The sequence below is a fragment of the Cyanobium sp. Cruz CV13-4-11 genome (assembly GCF_024346055.1).
Classification (GTDB): domain Bacteria; phylum Cyanobacteriota; class Cyanobacteriia; order PCC-6307; family Cyanobiaceae; genus Cyanobium.
Genome location: NZ_JAGQCH010000029.1, coordinates 1 through 13,899, shown reverse-complemented (window position 1 = coordinate 13,899; position 13,899 = coordinate 1). Strand labels below are relative to the sequence as shown.

The 13,899-nt window shown below is 64.0% G+C and carries 20 protein-coding genes; 9 read left to right on the top strand and 11 right to left on the bottom strand.

Going from position 1 to position 13,899, the window contains the following annotated elements; translation table 11 throughout:
• The first annotated feature begins 19 nt into the window (after positions 1-19).
• From trpA to KBZ12_RS16400, 3 genes are all read left to right on the top strand, one after another.
• Positions 20-865: a tryptophan synthase subunit alpha gene (gene trpA / locus KBZ12_RS16410; RefSeq protein WP_254959090.1), complete on the top strand. Its 846-nt coding sequence runs from the start codon at positions 20-22 to the stop codon at positions 863-865.
• A gap of 122 nt (positions 866-987) precedes the next feature.
• Complete coding sequence (locus KBZ12_RS16405) at positions 988-1,665, top strand: DUF938 domain-containing protein (RefSeq protein ID WP_254959089.1); 678 nt, start codon at positions 988-990, stop codon at positions 1,663-1,665.
• Positions 1,662-1,928, top strand: a complete 267-nt coding sequence (locus KBZ12_RS16400) for a YciI family protein (RefSeq protein WP_254959088.1) — start codon at positions 1,662-1,664, stop codon at positions 1,926-1,928. Before KBZ12_RS16405 ends, KBZ12_RS16400 begins: the two co-directional genes overlap by 4 nt.
• 45 nt (positions 1,929-1,973) lie before the next feature.
• On the opposite strand, the gene KBZ12_RS16395 is transcribed toward KBZ12_RS16400, so the two are convergent.
• The gene (locus KBZ12_RS16395) at positions 1,974-2,348 is read right to left on the bottom strand and encodes a c-type cytochrome (protein WP_396101426.1); all 375 of its coding nucleotides are present in this window, start codon (positions 2,346-2,348) and stop codon (positions 1,974-1,976) included.
• Positions 2,349-2,365: 17 nt separating this feature from the next.
• Positions 2,366-2,728, bottom strand: a complete 363-nt coding sequence (locus KBZ12_RS16390; protein ID WP_216909975.1) for an AbrB family transcriptional regulator — start codon at positions 2,726-2,728, stop codon at positions 2,366-2,368.
• Positions 2,729-2,831: 103 nt separating this feature from the next.
• On the opposite strand from KBZ12_RS16390, the gene KBZ12_RS16385 reads away from it, so the two are divergent.
• Together KBZ12_RS16385 and KBZ12_RS16380 are read left to right on the top strand one after the other, a co-directional pair.
• The gene (locus KBZ12_RS16385; protein ID WP_254959087.1) at positions 2,832-3,308 is read left to right on the top strand and encodes a GNAT family N-acetyltransferase; all 477 of its coding nucleotides are present in this window, start codon (positions 2,832-2,834) and stop codon (positions 3,306-3,308) included.
• 19 nt (positions 3,309-3,327) lie between these two features.
• Positions 3,328-3,879: a Nif11 domain/cupin domain-containing protein gene (locus KBZ12_RS16380; RefSeq protein ID WP_254959086.1), complete on the top strand. Its 552-nt coding sequence runs from the start codon at positions 3,328-3,330 to the stop codon at positions 3,877-3,879.
• Here KBZ12_RS16380 and KBZ12_RS16375 read toward each other — a convergent pair.
• The 5 genes from KBZ12_RS16375 to KBZ12_RS16355 form a co-directional block, all read right to left on the bottom strand.
• Positions 3,785-4,321, bottom strand: coding sequence for a phosphate-starvation-inducible PsiE family protein (locus KBZ12_RS16375; RefSeq protein WP_254959085.1), 537 nt, complete (start codon positions 4,319-4,321; stop codon positions 3,785-3,787). The two genes, KBZ12_RS16380 and KBZ12_RS16375, sit on opposite strands and share 95 nt — an antisense overlap.
• Complete coding sequence (locus tag KBZ12_RS16370) at positions 4,321-4,590, bottom strand: hypothetical protein (protein WP_254959084.1); 270 nt, start codon at positions 4,588-4,590, stop codon at positions 4,321-4,323. Before KBZ12_RS16370 ends, KBZ12_RS16375 begins: the two co-directional genes overlap by 1 nt.
• Positions 4,591-4,681: 91 nt before the next feature.
• A complete protein-coding gene (locus KBZ12_RS16365; RefSeq protein ID WP_254959083.1) occupies positions 4,682-5,023 on the bottom strand; it encodes a hypothetical protein in 342 nt (113 codons plus the stop codon).
• Positions 5,024-5,032: 9 nt separating this feature from the next.
• Complete coding sequence (locus tag KBZ12_RS16360; protein ID WP_254959082.1) at positions 5,033-5,410, bottom strand: YkvA family protein; 378 nt, start codon at positions 5,408-5,410, stop codon at positions 5,033-5,035.
• Positions 5,411-5,508: 98 nt separating this feature from the next.
• Positions 5,509-6,429, bottom strand: coding sequence for a sigma-70 family RNA polymerase sigma factor (locus KBZ12_RS16355; RefSeq protein WP_254959080.1), 921 nt, complete (start codon positions 6,427-6,429; stop codon positions 5,509-5,511).
• Between the two features lie 216 nt (positions 6,430-6,645).
• On the opposite strand from KBZ12_RS16355, the gene KBZ12_RS16350 reads away from it, so the two are divergent.
• A complete protein-coding gene (locus KBZ12_RS16350; RefSeq protein WP_254959079.1) occupies positions 6,646-7,134 on the top strand; it encodes a DUF2214 family protein in 489 nt (162 codons plus the stop codon).
• A complete protein-coding gene (locus KBZ12_RS16345) occupies positions 7,134-7,871 on the top strand; it encodes a peptidase (protein WP_254959077.1) in 738 nt (245 codons plus the stop codon). The genes KBZ12_RS16350 and KBZ12_RS16345 overlap by 1 nt, the downstream gene beginning before the upstream one ends.
• A gap of 26 nt (positions 7,872-7,897) precedes the next feature.
• Here the strand turns inward: KBZ12_RS16345 and KBZ12_RS16340 are convergent, their stop codons facing one another.
• On the bottom strand, positions 7,898-8,704 hold the full coding sequence (locus KBZ12_RS16340) for a metal ABC transporter ATP-binding protein (RefSeq protein ID WP_254959076.1): 807 nt from the start codon (positions 8,702-8,704) through the stop codon (positions 7,898-7,900).
• Positions 8,705-8,799: 95 nt separating this feature from the next.
• On the opposite strand from KBZ12_RS16340, the gene KBZ12_RS16335 reads away from it, so the two are divergent.
• Positions 8,800-9,471: an SDR family oxidoreductase gene (locus tag KBZ12_RS16335; RefSeq protein WP_254959075.1), complete on the top strand. Its 672-nt coding sequence runs from the start codon at positions 8,800-8,802 to the stop codon at positions 9,469-9,471.
• A 36-nt stretch (positions 9,472-9,507) separates the two neighbouring features.
• A complete protein-coding gene (locus KBZ12_RS16330; protein ID WP_254959073.1) occupies positions 9,508-10,461 on the top strand; it encodes an N-acetylmuramoyl-L-alanine amidase-like domain-containing protein in 954 nt (317 codons plus the stop codon).
• A gap of 152 nt (positions 10,462-10,613) precedes the next feature.
• Here KBZ12_RS16330 and KBZ12_RS16325 read toward each other — a convergent pair whose 3' ends face one another.
• From KBZ12_RS16325 to KBZ12_RS16315, 3 genes are all read right to left on the bottom strand, one after another.
• Positions 10,614-11,048, bottom strand: a complete 435-nt coding sequence (locus KBZ12_RS16325) for a hypothetical protein (protein ID WP_254959072.1) — start codon at positions 11,046-11,048, stop codon at positions 10,614-10,616.
• Positions 11,049-11,663: 615 nt separating this feature from the next.
• Positions 11,664-12,842, bottom strand: a complete 1,179-nt coding sequence (locus KBZ12_RS16320; RefSeq protein WP_254959071.1) for a restriction endonuclease — start codon at positions 12,840-12,842, stop codon at positions 11,664-11,666.
• A 372-nt stretch (positions 12,843-13,214) separates the two neighbouring features.
• Complete coding sequence (locus tag KBZ12_RS16315) at positions 13,215-13,751, bottom strand: hypothetical protein (RefSeq protein WP_254959069.1); 537 nt, start codon at positions 13,749-13,751, stop codon at positions 13,215-13,217.
• Positions 13,752-13,899 lie beyond the last annotated feature (148 nt).

Genomic DNA, 13,899 nt, shown 5'->3' with positions numbered 1-13,899 from the left:
CGTCCTGCCCTCCGGCCCGATGAGCGTCGCCGCCACCGCCGGCCCTGCCACGGCCCCCACCCCGATCCAGCAGCGCTTCATCGCCCTGCGGAAGGAGGGTCGCTGTGCCCTGATGCCGTTTCTGATGGCCGGGGACCCCGATCTGTCGATCACCGCCGCCAGCCTGCTGGCCCTGCAGGCCGCCGGCGCCGACCTGATCGAACTGGGCATCCCCTACAGCGATCCGCTGGCGGATGGCCCGGTGATCCAGGCCGCCGCCAGCCGGGCCCTGGCCTCCGGCACCACCCCCGGCCGGGTGCTGGCGATGCTGGCCTCCCTGCGGGGCCAGCTCACCCTGCCGGTGGTGCTGTTCACCTACAGCAACCCCCTGCTCAACCGGGGCATGGACAACTTCTGCCGCGAGGCCGCCGCCGCCGGTGCCGCCGGCCTGGTGGTTCCGGATCTGCCCCTGGAGGAGGCCCAGAAGCTCTCCACCATCGCCGCCGGCCATGGTCTGGATCTGGTGCTGCTGGTGGCCCCCAACACCCCGGCCGAGCGCATGGCCCGCATCCACACCGCCAGCCGCGGCTTCACCTACCTGGTGAGTGTCACCGGGGTGACGGGGGTGCGCACCAGCCTGGAAACACGGGTGGGACCGCTGGTGCAGCAGCTGCGGCAGCTGGGCCCCACGCCGGTGGCCGTGGGCTTCGGCATCGCCACCGGCGAGCAGGCCCTGCAGGTGCGCCGCTGGGGCGGCGACGGCGCCATCGTGGGCAGCGCCCTGGTGCGGCGCATGGCCCAGGCCCACCAGAGCGGGGCCGATGTGGCCGCCGAGGCCGGTGCCTTCGCCGCCGAGTTGCGCGCCGCCCTCGACCAGCCCCTCTAGGCGAGCGACAGCACAGACCTACAGCACAGGGGCGCAGGCGCTCAACGTCAGCAGCAGCACCAGGGCAGCCAGCAGGGATTGAACACGCATGGCCATGGGACGACTCCTCCCATGATGGCCCGATGATCCCGGACAGCCTGCCTTTCTCTCCCGCCTGCCTGCGCAACCAGGAGCCGATCCTGCTGCTGCTGCGCCAGTGGATTCCCGCGGCGGCCCGGGTGCTGGAGGTGGGATCAGGCAGCGGCCAGCACGCCATCCACCTGGCCCGTCATCTGCCGGGGGTGCGCTGGCAGCCCAGTGAGCGCAACGAATCCCTGCCTGGATTGGCCAGACGCGTTGCCCTGGAGGGCCAGGCGGGGCTGGCCCCCGGGGCCCGGGTGGCGCCTCCGGTGGCGCTCGATGTGAGCGACGCCCAATGGCCGGCGGGGCCCTTCGAAGCCGTGTTCACGGCGAACACGCTGCACATCATGCCGGCGGCCGCCGTGCCCCACCTGCTGGCCGGCAGCGCCCGGGTGCTGAGCGCCGATGGCCTGCTGCTGATCTACGGCCCCTTTCGCTATGGCGAGCGCCACACCGCCGCCAGCAATGGGGACTTCGACCTCCATCTGCGCCAGCTGGATCCGGCCATGGGGGTGCGCGACGCCGAGGCGCTCCAGGCGGAAGCCGCCCATCTGGGCCTGCAGCTGCAGGCCGATGCGGCGATGCCGGCCAACAACCGCCTGCTGGTGTTTCAAAAAGCGATGACGGACGCGGAGAATGAAAGGCTGAGGGACGTTCTCCCCCCACCCTGCGGCCCATGAAATTCGTCCTCTGGGGCACCTACTGCACCGACGCCCTCGAGCGCCGCACCCCCTACCGCGACGAGCATCTGGCCGGACTGCAACGCCAGAAAGAGGAGGGCGTGCTGCTCACCCTGGGGCCCACCGTCGACGCCAGCCACGTCTTCGGCCTGTACGAAGCCGACGACCTGGAAACGGTGGAGAGCCTCGTCAAGGGGGACATCTACTGGCGCCAAGGCATCTGGACGGCCGTGGAGGTCTATCCCTGGATCCAGGCCTTCTGAGCCCCGCGCCGGCGCAGGGGCTGGAGCAACGCCAACGACGCCAGTTCAGCCGCGGGGCCAGCCGTCCTGGGCCTGCTGCCACACCCAGGCGGCCACCGCTGCAGCGCCCCCCTCACCGAGGGCCTGGCCGTAGCCGCCCATCTGGCCGATGCCCACCGCCGCGATCGTGGCGATCACCGCTGGGTCGGCGGCACCATTGCGCTCCAGGGCCGCCAGCTTCAGCGTCTTGCCGCGGCGGATGATGTTGCCGCCCTGGAGATGGCAGCCGGCGCAGTGGGCCTCGAACAGCCGGCCGCCGCTTTCGAGACGGGCGACCTCAGGATCGCCGGAATCCAACGCTGAGGCCCGCCCTGCGGAGCCCAGGGCCGGTGGTGGCAGGATCAGGCCCAGCAGCAGGAGCAGGGCCACCAGGGCCGACAACAGCGGGCGCCAGCGGATCAATCCTCTTCGTCGGCGCTGCCGGCGGGGATCAGGCGGATCTGCTTGCGGCCGAGCTTGATCTCGAACTCATCACCGGGCTTGAGATCCAGCATGGCGGTGTAGGCCTTGCCGATCAGCAGATTGCCATTGCCCTGCACCGTGGCCACATAGCTGAGTTTGCGCCCACCTTTGCCCACCTTGCCGGCCGCACCGAACTCGACGCCTTTGGCCTCAAGCAGGGCCTCGTAGAAGGCGGTGAAGTTCAGGCGCTCGGCACCATCCTTCTTGGTGGAAACATAGCCACAGGCCCGCACGATCTCGGACTTGCCGACATCGCCGAGTTCCTTGACCTTGGCCAGCAATTCAGATCCAGTCAGCATGGTATGTAAGCGGTGTCGGGTGTGTGGTTAGAACCAAAACATACACTAGCGCCATCAGCCTGCAGCCGAAAGCGGCGACAATCCATGCACATTCACCGCCACGATGCTGCCGATCCGTCCACTCCGGCCCGATGATTGCCAGCAGCTGGTCGCTGTGTATCACGAGGCGGTCATCAGCCAGGCCGGCAACCTCTACAGCCCGTCACAGATCGAGGCCTGGTCACAACAGGCGAGCCGCAATGATGCCTTCGGGTCGTCACTGCGACGCGGCCATGGGTTGGTGAGCTGTGCCATCGACGACGACACGATCATCGAAGCGTTTGCCCTTCTCGACCCCATCGACCGGCTCGCCCTGCTCTACTGCCGGGGCCGCTCCAGTCGCCAGGGACGGGCCAGTGCCCTGCTGGGGGCCCTGGAGCGGCACGCCCGCTCCCAGGGGGTGGGCCGTCTGCGCACCGAGGCCAGCCAGCTGTCACGGCCACTGCTGGAGCGACGGGGCTGGGTGGTGGACGCCGAAGAAACGGTGATCCTGGGCGGCGTCTCCTTCCTGCGCTGGCGGATGGGCAAGGATCTGCCCTGACGCCTGAGCGCCTCCCCCCATGGCCGAAGCCCAGCTGCAGCAGTTCCTGGAGAAGGTGCGCCAGCTCAATGCCTTCGTGGCCCTGAGCGAGGCCGATCCCGCCCTGAGAGCGGCCCTGCGCGACTGTGGCGATCACCATCAGGTGGTGGCCCTGGCCCGCTCCTGCGGCTTCGAGATCGGCCGGCGTTGGGGCGAGCCAGCAGCAGGCGACGGAGCCGAGGCCGGCTCCGCTGGGGCTGATGGATCCCTGGTGCGGGGCCCCTGCCCTGCCGCTGGGGAGGAAGTGACAACGGTGCTGCTGCACACCCCGCAGCTGCGCCTGGAGCGGATCCACTCCTGCAGCGCCTCCAGCCCGGAGGGCTTCTGGTACGACCAGACGGAGCAGGAATGGGTGCTGCTGCAGCAGGGCAGCGCCCGGTTGCAGTTCGCCGATGAGGCCGAACCCCGTTCCTTGGCCTGTGGTGACGCGCTGCTGATCAGTGCGGGCCGGCGGCACCGGCTGCTGGCGACGGACCCGCCTCCTGGAACGATCTGGCTGGCCCTGTTCTGGCCAGCCCATTCGGCTCACTGACGTCCTGTTCATTGGCGCGGCGCACCATCCAGAAGGCCGCCGCCAGGCACAGCACCGCTACCCCGAGTCCCACCACCAGCAGCGGTTTGTTCTCGGCGTTCGGGGGCAGCACGATCACCTTGCGGGCCACGGCCGTGATGGCGGTGAGCAGCACCAGTTCGATCTGCACCACATGGCGGCGCAGGTAGGAGGTGATGTTCTGCAGCACCTCAATGGCGATCAGCAGGTTGAGCAGATCACCCAGCACGGCGATCAGACCCTGGCCCTCCCAGCGCACGCCGGGATTCGCCAGCTGCAGGAGCACATCAAAGCAGAACTTGAGGGTGGCCACCGCCAGCACCAGGAACAGCATGGCGGCCAGCAGCTTGGCGACCAGGCGCTCGCCCTGGTCGATCAGGCGAAGAAAGATCCTGTCCTGGAAGATCCGCTGCAGGCGTCGCATCAGTTCTTGAACGGCTGGTAGTTGGGCTGGGCCTGCGTGTCGCTGGGGGAATTCTGGATCACCGTGTCGCAGGTGATCGAGCCATCGGTGGCGGTGACGCAGTTGGTGGGCTTGATCTGGGTTTCCGGGCCCACATTGCCACCACGCTTGAGCATGAAGGACTCGACCTGGGCCTGGGCCGCGCCGCTGAAGCTCAGGCCGGCCACCAGGGCAGCGGCGGCCCGCAGGGACCAGGGGAAGACGCGGGTGAGGACGGCGGTGGCGTTCATGGTGGTGGGCGTCGGCGCGGGGCCGCTGGATCGATCAGACCCCACTCTGGAGGCTGGTCGCCTGGCCCGCCAGCGCAGCGCGTGCAATGCGTCAGCTGCCGCTGTCGCCGCGGATTTCCTGCAGCAGCAGGTCGAGCTGCCCCATCGAATCCGCCATCGGGTCGCCGGCGTCAAAGAACGCGCCGTCCTCGCCGGGTTCTTCGGCCAGCCACTGGGCTTCGATGGCACAGAGGCGTTCGGCCAGGCCCGCCGCCCCCTGGCGGATCCAGGTGTGGTGCAGCTCCTCGAGCAGCACGGGCATGCGGATTGAACCCGCCCTCAGGGCCCGGCGCAGGTCGGACTGGGTGCGGCCGGTGAGACGCAACCAATCCTTGAGAAGGCTCTGGAGCTCGTCGAGCTGCTCCGGGCTGAGGGAGGGGGCGGACACTGGCATGGCCAGACGCTACCCCTGCTGGCGGAAGAGGGGGAACCAGCGATCCAGCCGGCTCTGGGCCCGGGCGCGGATCGTCGGGGTGCGGTGGGTGCTGCACAGCCCCAGCAGGGCCGTGATGGCCACCATGTCGTCACTGAAGCCGGCCACCGGGATGAAATCGGGGATCACATCGAGGGGCAGCAGCAGGTAGGTGAGGGCGGCCAGCACGGTGAGCCGCACCTGGGGGGGGGTGGCGCCGTCGAGCAGCAGCTCCATGCACTCGAAGGCGGGGCGGGCGATGGTGCGGCCGGCCCGGCGCAGCAGCCGCACCAGCAGCGCCTCATCAAGCACCGCGCTCTCGAGCACTTCGGCATCGACGGGGGCCTGATCAGCGGGAGCAACAGCCATGGCGATCTGCTCGGGGGAAGTGACACGCCAACGGGTTGGGCGTCCATTCATTCTGTGGGCCACGGCGGGCGATCCACGAGGGGCGGATCCCCCACCATTCACTCCTCCACCAGGCCGCTCTCGATGCCGGTTTTGCGCAGCTTGCGCAGGGCCCGCTGCACCACCTGGCGGCAGTACTCACGGCTGCATTCCAGCTGCCGGGCCACCTCGGCCAGGGTGCGCCACTCGTGACTGCCGTCGAGCCCGAAGCGCAGCATCACCACCGTGCGCTCCTTTGGGGTGAGGTTGGACTTCTCCAGCAGCGTCCAGACCGACTCGGTGCGCTCGGCCTGCTCGGCCCGCTCCATCGGCGCCGGCTCGTTGCTGGCCAGCACATCCACCAGCTCGGAGGGATCGGCCTTGGAGCGCACGGCCCCCTGCAGGCTGACGGTGACGCTGCGCAGCTCGCAGCCCAGCAGGTCTTCGACCTCGGCCACGGGCAGCCCCATGGCGGTGGCCAGCTCCCCGGCGCTGGGGGAATGGCCGTGGGACTGGAGATGGCGTGCCTTGGCGGCGCGCAGCCGGGTGAGCTTCTCGTTGACGTTGACGGGAATGCGGATCGTGCGGCTCTGGGTGGAGAGGGCCCGGTTCAGACCCTGACGAATCCACCAGTAGGCATAGGTGCTGAAACGGTGACCACGGGTGGGATCAAACTTTTCGACGGCGCGGGTCAGACCGATGGTGCCTTCCTGGATGAGATCTAATAGATCAAGGCCCTTGCCCTGATAGCGCTTGGCGAGATTGACGACCAGCCGCAGATTGGCTGTCACCATTTGCTGTTTTGCCCGCTCCCCGTTGCGCAGGGTGCGCTTTTCGATGTCGTCGTAGTCGCAGGCGGGGCCGCTGCCGCCCGCCTCGGAACAGCGTTCCTGCAGGCTGACCATCGCCTGCACTTTTCGCCCGAGGGTGAGCTCCTGCTCAGGGGTGAGCAGCTGATGGCGGCCGATCTCGCCGAGAAAGGCACTGAGGGAACTCGCCATAGAGCAACCGAATCGCTGTGTTGAACCTACGGTTGTTTCTGGATGTTCCTGAAACAAACAGAAAGCCTTCAGTGTTCCGTTGCGTCTTGCGCACAAAGGGCGCTGATTCCTTATTTCCTGCTGATTTCAAGCTGATATCCGGTGGCTGTTCCGCCCGAGAGCCCGGAGGCCCGGAGCCAGCCGCTACCGTCCGGGGCGATCCCCTGACACCAGCCGATGGCCGGGCTTCTCTCCATCCCCTCCGAGGTGCTCTCGAGCGCCGGGGTGGCCTACGTGCACTACCTGAGCTTCATGGTCTGCTTCGGCGCCCTGGTGCTGGAGCGGCGCCTGATCCGGCCCGACCCCGACCGCAAGGACGCGATCCTGATGGTGATCACGGACGTGACCTACGGCCTGGCGGCCCTGGGGGTGCTGGTCAGCGGCATCCTGCGGGTGCTGTATTTCGGCCAGGGCACCAGCTTCTACACCGAGAACCCCCTGTTCTGGTGGAAGGTGGGCACTTACCTGGCGGTGGGCGCCCTGTCGCTGTACCCCACCATCACCTACATCCTCTGGGCGATTCCGCTGCGCAAGGGGGAGCTGCCCAAAGTGAGTGAGGCCCTGGCCAACCGCCTGCGCTGGGTGCTCAACATCGAGCTGGCGGGCTTCGCCGCCATCCCCCTGATGGCCGCCCTGATGGCCCGCGGAGTCGGACTGGCGGGCTGATGGGCCGGCCCCACCGCCTGCCGGCTGCCGGCCTGCTGCCGGCGCTGCTGCTGCTGGCGGCGCCCCTGCAGGCCGCCGCAGCGGCTTGCCCGGTGGCTGTAGCCACCAGAGCCGTCGGGGAAACCCCCAGCGAAGCGTGGGAACAGCCCCGCGCCGCACCCACCGGAGTGCCGTCCCCAGGCGAGGACTACCGCCAGTTGTTGCGGCCTACGCGCCTCGGATGGCCCCGGCTGGATCACTGGTGCGTGTGGGTGGAGCCAGCGGCGACAAGTGGAGCGGGCCAACGCTGGGACGCCCTCTGGCTCGACGCGGTGGAGCGGGCCCTGGGTCAATGGCAGCAGACCCTGCCAATCACCCGGGTGGAGGATCCGGCGGCGGCCCAGGTGCGGATCCTGCGGCGGCGACCGCCGCTGCAGCGGCAGGCCACCGGCCGCACCCGGGCCAGCCACGGCCGCGCCGAGCTGGCGGTGGTGGAGGCCGACCGGGGCGCCGGCTGGATCCTGGAACCCCAGGTGCAGGTGCTGATCAGCCCGGGGCAGCGGCCGGAGGCCACCGAAGCCACGGCTCTGCATGAGCTGGGCCATGCCTTCGGGCTGTGGGGCCACAGCGACGATCCCGCCGACGCGATGGCGGCTGTTCCAGGAGCCCAGCCGGTGCTGGCGCTCAGCCGGCGCGATCGGGCCACACTGCGTTGGATTTATGCGCAACCGACGCGATTCGGCGCACCACTGCCGTAGGCTCCGGCATCCCGCTGAGGGGACGTTCAGACCGGCGGGCTTTCCTCGGCGTGGGGGGGCCGGTGGGGAGGGTGGCGGTGGTGGTACGGAACGAAGCCGGGGCCGTAGATCTGGGCCAGCCGGGTGGGGCTGAGAGCGTGGTCGGGGGTGCCGTGGCAGCGCAGGCTGCGGTTGAGGCAGAGCACGCCATCGCAGGTGCGGCGCACCATCTCCAGGTCGTGCGACACCTGCAGGATCGTCCAGCCTTCACTGCGGCGCAGCTGGTAGAGGAGGGTGTGGAACTGCTCGGCCGCCCGGGCATCGAGGCCGGCCTGGGCCTCATCGAGCACCAGCAGGCGGCGGGGGCGCACCACGCAGAAGGCCAGCAGCACCCGCTTGAGCTGGCCGCCGGAAAGCTCAGAGAGCAGGCGGTCGGCCAGGTCGGAGCAGAGGGTCTTGCGCAGGGCGGCGCGGATGGCGCTGCAGCGCTCCTGGCGGCCCAGCCAGGGCAGGGCGAGGCCCGGCGAATCCCAGCCCAGACCCACGAATTCGGCCACCGTGAGCGGGAAGCGGCCCCGGGGCATCAGGGTCTGGGGCAGGTAGGCGAGCTTGGCGCGCAGCTCCCGCGGCAGCTGGCCGCGGCTGCCGAGGCTGCAGCCCAGGAAACGCACCTCACCGGCCTGGCGGGGCAGGACGCCGAGGATGGCCTGCACCAGGGTGCTTTTGCCGGCCCCGTTCGGACCCACCAGGGCCGTGTCGGATTCGGCCACGAGCTGGAAGCTGACGTCATCCACCGCCGTGACGGCCTCACGCCGCACGCTCAGGTGACTGACTTCGAGAACCATTTCGGCCATGGGTTCAGCCTACCCACCGGCCCCCGGGGGGACTGTCGCCAGCCAAACCTGTCGGCAACGAGAATGGATCTAAACGCCATCGAGCAAGACACCCCATGACCTGCATCGCCGTGAGTGGAGCATCAGGCAAGACGGGCTGGCGGGTGGTGGAAGAGGCCCTGGGCCGGGGCTGGGGCGTGAAGGCGATCCTGCGGCCGGGCTCGGCGGTGCCGCCCGGGCTGGCCGGCGCCGAGCTGGTGCGCCTGGAGCTGGGTGATGGCCAGGCGCTGGCGGCGGCGCTGGCCGGCTGCGATGCCCTGGTGATCGCCACTGGGGCACGGCCGTCGGTGGATCTGGCCGGGCCGCTGAAGGTGGATGCCCTGGCGATGCGGCCCCAGATCGATGCCTGCAAGGCCGCCGGTGTGAAGCGGGTGGTGCTGGTGAGCGCCCTGTGCAGCGGCCGCTGGTTCCACCCGCTGAATCTGTTCGGGCTGATCCTGGTGTGGAAGGGGGTGGGGGAGCGCTGGCTGGCCGCCAGTGGCCTGGAGTGGACGGTGGTGCGCCCCGGCGGGCTGAAGGAAACAGAGGAGGGGATCGAGGCTGAAGGCATCCGCTTCAGCGGGCCCGACCAGCAGGAGAGCAACAGCATCCCCCGGCGGCTGGTGGCGCGGGTATGCCTGGATGCGGCGGTGAACCCGGCCGCGATCGGCCGCATCATCGAGATCACCAGCAGCCCCGAGCAGCCGGCGGTGGGGCTCGAGGAGTGGCTGGCGAGCAGCGCGGCCTGACGGCGGCTGTAGGGTCGCCGCGGCGGTGGCAGCTGGATGCGAAAACCCACTCTCCTGCTGGGCCTCACGGTGCTGATCACCGCCGGAGCCAGCTTTGCGGCGGCCAACCTGTTGCTGCGCAACGTCGCGCCAGCCATCCCAAGCGTGGCGGCCGCGATGCCGCCCCTGCCGGGGGGTGTGGCCCTGGCGGAGCCGTCGCCGAAATTCGTGGGGGAAACGCGGGTGCTGGCGATGGAGGCGATCGATGCCACCGCCTGGGCGCCGATGAACCAGGCGCTGGTGCAGCTGGCGCGCCGCTATCTGGATCGCCCCTTCAAGGGGTTCTCCCTCGATGGCGGCCCGAAGGAGCAGCTGGTGCTGGATCTCACCCGGTTTGATTGTTTCCTGTTCGTGGAGCAGCTGCTGGCGCTGAGCAACAGCCGCAAGGTGGACACCCTGGATGAAGGGGTGGAGCGCTTCACCCAGCACGTGCGGCGGCTGCGCTACCTGGATGGCGAGGTGGACTACTGCCGCCGGCAGCATTACTTCAGCCGCTGGGCGGAAGCGGCCGAGCGTAACGGCTACGTGGTGAACCTCACCCCGTTCCTGCCCGGGGCGACCAAACGCACGGTGGCGCTCAACTTCATGGGCAACCACATCAAGAGCTACAAGCCGATGCAGCTGGCCCGCAACAAGCAGTGCATCACGGAGCTGGAGAAGGATCTGGTGCTGAACCAGCCCTACATCCCACTGGCGGCGCTACCGGGGGTGCTGGCGTCGCTGCGCAGCGGCGACATCTTCGCGCTGGTGACGAAGGTGCCGGGGCTGGATGTGACCCACGTGGGCTTCCTGGAGAAGCGCGACGGGGTGATCGATGCCATCCACGCGGCGGAGGGGGCGGGGGTGATCCGCAGTGAGAACTTTGCAAAGTACGCAGCCCGGGTGCAGGACGTGATCGGAGTGGCGATTTATCGGCCGAGGCCGAATGAGGGGGTGGGGAGCGAATCTTAATACCAATCACCCGAAACAGTGGCAACTACATGGAGGCAACTCACAAAATATCAACTTTCAGGGCTGATAACTCAGACTCATCCATGGGTGGGCGTTTGCAGAAAAAAGACATAAGTTAAATCGTCCGCCGAGTCCTGAATCCCCAGAAGCAGCTATTCCCCGGATCCTTGACTCTTGTTATTCTCTTGTGACTTGCCCAAGACATAGCCAGCCATGGTTCCCAGCAGGCCGAAAGCTGGGGCGATCTGCTGGCTTGAATACCCCGCAACGATGAAGAATACTGCCGAGTTAATAATCAGAACAACCGTAAATAACCTTATTGCCTGCTCTGCCGTCTTCAAGCCTTTAGCAATAACCGCTGCCACCAGAAGAACGATTAGGCTATAGCCAAGTGCGGCTCCACTCATCATCATTGTTTCACGAGGAGTCCAACTATTGCTTGCTTCGGTAGTCGTCGCACCTGCGGCAGAAGCATGCCCAGTCTCGGCACTTTCTGCTAGCACTTTATCTATATTTCTGAGCGTCTCCGATGCACTTACGCCACCGGTTTGGCCAGGCAGATTAACTGAGGCAGAGGCATCAGTCATCTTGCAAGCCTCCTGAGAGCAGCTTGCGCCTCTCTTAGTGCTTGCCTATACTGAGAGCAACTGCAATTCTTAGTCGGGCCGCTACCATATACCTCCCCAGGGACTAAGTTAAATCCCCCAGAGCCACTTGACGTGCTAGCTGAAGATGGGCATGAAAGCTGCTCTGTATACATGTCAGCCGAGGCGCTAAGTTGGTCAACTCGTTGCACGCTCTGCAGGATTTCATACTGCCTGGCCCCGGAATAGTCGTCCTGGCACAATCCAAGCCCTGTACCAGCGGCGAATGCAAGAGCACCTACCTGCCCCAGTCTTCGTTGTATATGTTCAATTGTTTCTCTAGATAGGCATGGATCGGCAACAGCAGGTAGAGGGAAAGCCCCTAAAGCCACTATCAAGAACCCCGAACAAGCAATAGCCTTATACAATTTAGAATCTCTACTAATGGATGCTTTCTATTAAACAGTGAGAGATTCTTTCGAAGAAATCCCGTAGCAATTCGTTACGTTCGTGAAGAACGCAGATTTTCGAGGCTATTCGCTAGCGCCAAGATCAGAAGCGGGCAGAAGCCTCAACAATTGGAGCTTTCCTTCCGCGCCCGTCTTCTGCATCTTGATGTTAGGCCGTGCTGATGCTGCTACCGATTGGGAAGTCATTAATCCATCTCTGAAGGGTTAAATAGTCATGAAGGTGCAACTGGTGCTGCATCTTTCTCTGGTAGTCTTTTGCACCAGCCGTGAAATATGAGGTTGAGACAATCGCTCCGGCAGTTGCTCTATTAGCCTGGATAACACCGTGAAGGGAGCGAACAATTTCAACGCCAACTTTTTTGGGAGGCACATAGCGCTTACACTCAACCAGGTAGAGAAACTTACCAAGGCCATCTTGTCGAGCAGCACAGATATCGAAGCCTCCGTCTCTGGAAGCTGAGGTAAGCTCAACCTCGTAGCCTTGATTACTGAGAATTTCGGCTACGATCTCTTCAAATTTGCGCGGCGGCAATTCCCATGCCAGTTTGGGATTTTGCTGGAGTAGCCGCATTATTTCACTATTTGCTGCTTTTACATCTATGATTATTCTTTGGTATTCCTTCGACTTCTGATTAATCGGTTGACCGTCTGGCCCCAAAACTCCAGGCACCTGAAAGGTGCGCAGATGATCCAATAGATCTACCCAAGAGGCTTCGACTCCCTGATTAACAGCAGACACGGCCAGATCTGCCAGCAGTAAGTTTCCTTGGGCCAAATCGAACAACTTTTCAACTACTTGGTTATCAATCTGATCATTGTTAATCTTGTTTCTGAGATGAAGAAGCTTCTCGAACTCTGACCTGCTTATACTTCCTAATGACAACTGTTGGAAGTCAGCGCCTAAAGGTAGAACAGGGCGACGAGACGTGACAAGAAGGCGTAGCTGATTACTGCGTTGCAGGAGACTCTGAATCCGTTGAATTCCCGTATCGTCAAGGGTTTCTGCTGCGTCTACGACTATCAGTTTCGGTGCCAGAAGATCTTCCAGGAGTACCCGATAAAACAGGTTGTCTGGACTTTCTATCCAAGCCGCAGTAGCTGTAAGAATCCCGGCAGGGAATAACTGTTCTGAGAATCGCCCTGAAAACACTCTTGCCAACAAGGTCTTACCGGACCCTGGGGGACCGACAATTTGTACACCTCGAGCGCCGGTGAGGAATACGTCTCGAAGATACTCAAGTTCTTTGCTCCGCCCAACAAATCCGGTTTCTACGTCTGTTGCTAGGTGGCTTGTGAAGGGGCTAAGTCGTCGATCTTGTGAACTCATGTCTTCATGGTCGGTTCGGTCTAACGCCAAGATCAGAAGCGGGCGGCAACCCAATCATAGATACCAGCATGTGCTCCTGTCTTCTGTATCTTGATGTTAGGCGCTTTTCGAATAGCTTGTGTAGCTAGCCTTGTCTTAATCTTATTCTTTGAGTACTAGCTTTAGAAGAGTACCTCGATAAAAACCGGTTGGGCCTCGAATCACTGATTGCAACTCATGCCCTGGCATTCTTCGGCCTTGGGCAATGTGTGGACACAGCAAAAACCATTGTTCGAGGTGCCAAGGAGCTTACCGCTCAGCCGGCATATGCCATCATTGCATATCAGATTAGTGTTCGAATGGAGATTGACACATGGTTGCTCGGCTTTTGTGTTACGCATTAGGCAAAAACCCTGTACGATGTATGAGTCGAATCAGCACTTCTGCTTCCGCATAGCTAATTTGCCTCGCAAAGGATATCTCTTTCCCTCTGTACCAAAATTGAATAAAACCACCAGGCCAAGGCAAGTCAGGCTCTTGTGGTACTAGTCGGAGCGCTTGGACTTCATCTGGAATAAATTCCCTATTTTTGATCATCCCTAGGGTTGAGAATCTAATGCACATCGCAGATGAAGTCAATGTAATAATTTCTCGACGCCCGCCCAAGGCAAGGAGAAACTCACGAGATATTGTGGGTACAGCACAAGCCAAACCTGTAGTAAGCGCAAAACCCATCCAAGATTCAACTCTATCCATTCTATGCAACTGAGTGGGAAGTTCGGCAATGAGTTTGTATACAAAGACTAACAAGAGACTGAGAAAAAGGCCTATGAAGGGTAGGCCAAGAATTTCAACCCGAGCAGGAATGATGATTCGAAGCATTGCGCCTGTTGAAACAACGTGCGATCGAATTTGTTGTTGTGTATTCATGGGCATTATATTTCTTGTGAAGCCTAACGCTCCAGATCAGAAGCGGGCAATAGCTTGCGCGTACGATGCAGAATTCTGGCTCCCGTCTTCTGCATCTGGATGTTATACGGGCTGCTTATGCAGTACTAGGCTTCTCAGAAACTCTGGC

Coding starts and splice junctions, on each gene's coding strand:
- KBZ12_RS16345 (WP_254959077.1), top strand. CDS start 7,134: ATGGGCCGGCCCCACCGCCTGCCGGCTGCCGGCCTGCTGCCGGCGCTG.
- trpA (WP_254959090.1), top strand. CDS start 20: ATGAGCGTCGCCGCCACCGCCGGCCCTGCCACGGCCCCCACCCCGATC.
- KBZ12_RS16320 (WP_254959071.1), bottom strand. CDS start 12,842: ATGAGTTCACAAGATCGACGACTTAGCCCCTTCACAAGCCACCTAGCA.
- KBZ12_RS16325 (WP_254959072.1), bottom strand. CDS start 11,048: ATGACTGATGCCTCTGCCTCAGTTAATCTGCCTGGCCAAACCGGTGGC.
- KBZ12_RS16350 (WP_254959079.1), top strand. CDS start 6,646: ATGGCCGGGCTTCTCTCCATCCCCTCCGAGGTGCTCTCGAGCGCCGGG.
- KBZ12_RS16375 (WP_254959085.1), bottom strand. CDS start 4,321: ATGCGACGCCTGCAGCGGATCTTCCAGGACAGGATCTTTCTTCGCCTG.
- KBZ12_RS16335 (WP_254959075.1), top strand. CDS start 8,800: ATGACCTGCATCGCCGTGAGTGGAGCATCAGGCAAGACGGGCTGGCGG.
- KBZ12_RS16405 (WP_254959089.1), top strand. CDS start 988: ATGATCCCGGACAGCCTGCCTTTCTCTCCCGCCTGCCTGCGCAACCAG.
- KBZ12_RS16390 (WP_216909975.1), bottom strand. CDS start 2,728: ATGCTGACTGGATCTGAATTGCTGGCCAAGGTCAAGGAACTCGGCGAT.
- KBZ12_RS16315 (WP_254959069.1), bottom strand. CDS start 13,751: ATGAATACACAACAACAAATTCGATCGCACGTTGTTTCAACAGGCGCA.
- KBZ12_RS16355 (WP_254959080.1), bottom strand. CDS start 6,429: ATGGCGAGTTCCCTCAGTGCCTTTCTCGGCGAGATCGGCCGCCATCAG.
- KBZ12_RS16340 (WP_254959076.1), bottom strand. CDS start 8,704: ATGGCCGAAATGGTTCTCGAAGTCAGTCACCTGAGCGTGCGGCGTGAG.
- KBZ12_RS16370 (WP_254959084.1), bottom strand. CDS start 4,590: ATGAACGCCACCGCCGTCCTCACCCGCGTCTTCCCCTGGTCCCTGCGG.
- KBZ12_RS16365 (WP_254959083.1), bottom strand. CDS start 5,023: ATGCCAGTGTCCGCCCCCTCCCTCAGCCCGGAGCAGCTCGACGAGCTC.
- KBZ12_RS16360 (WP_254959082.1), bottom strand. CDS start 5,410: ATGGCTGTTGCTCCCGCTGATCAGGCCCCCGTCGATGCCGAAGTGCTC.
- KBZ12_RS16400 (WP_254959088.1), top strand. CDS start 1,662: ATGAAATTCGTCCTCTGGGGCACCTACTGCACCGACGCCCTCGAGCGC.
- KBZ12_RS16385 (WP_254959087.1), top strand. CDS start 2,832: ATGCTGCCGATCCGTCCACTCCGGCCCGATGATTGCCAGCAGCTGGTC.
- KBZ12_RS16380 (WP_254959086.1), top strand. CDS start 3,328: ATGGCCGAAGCCCAGCTGCAGCAGTTCCTGGAGAAGGTGCGCCAGCTC.
- KBZ12_RS16330 (WP_254959073.1), top strand. CDS start 9,508: ATGCGAAAACCCACTCTCCTGCTGGGCCTCACGGTGCTGATCACCGCC.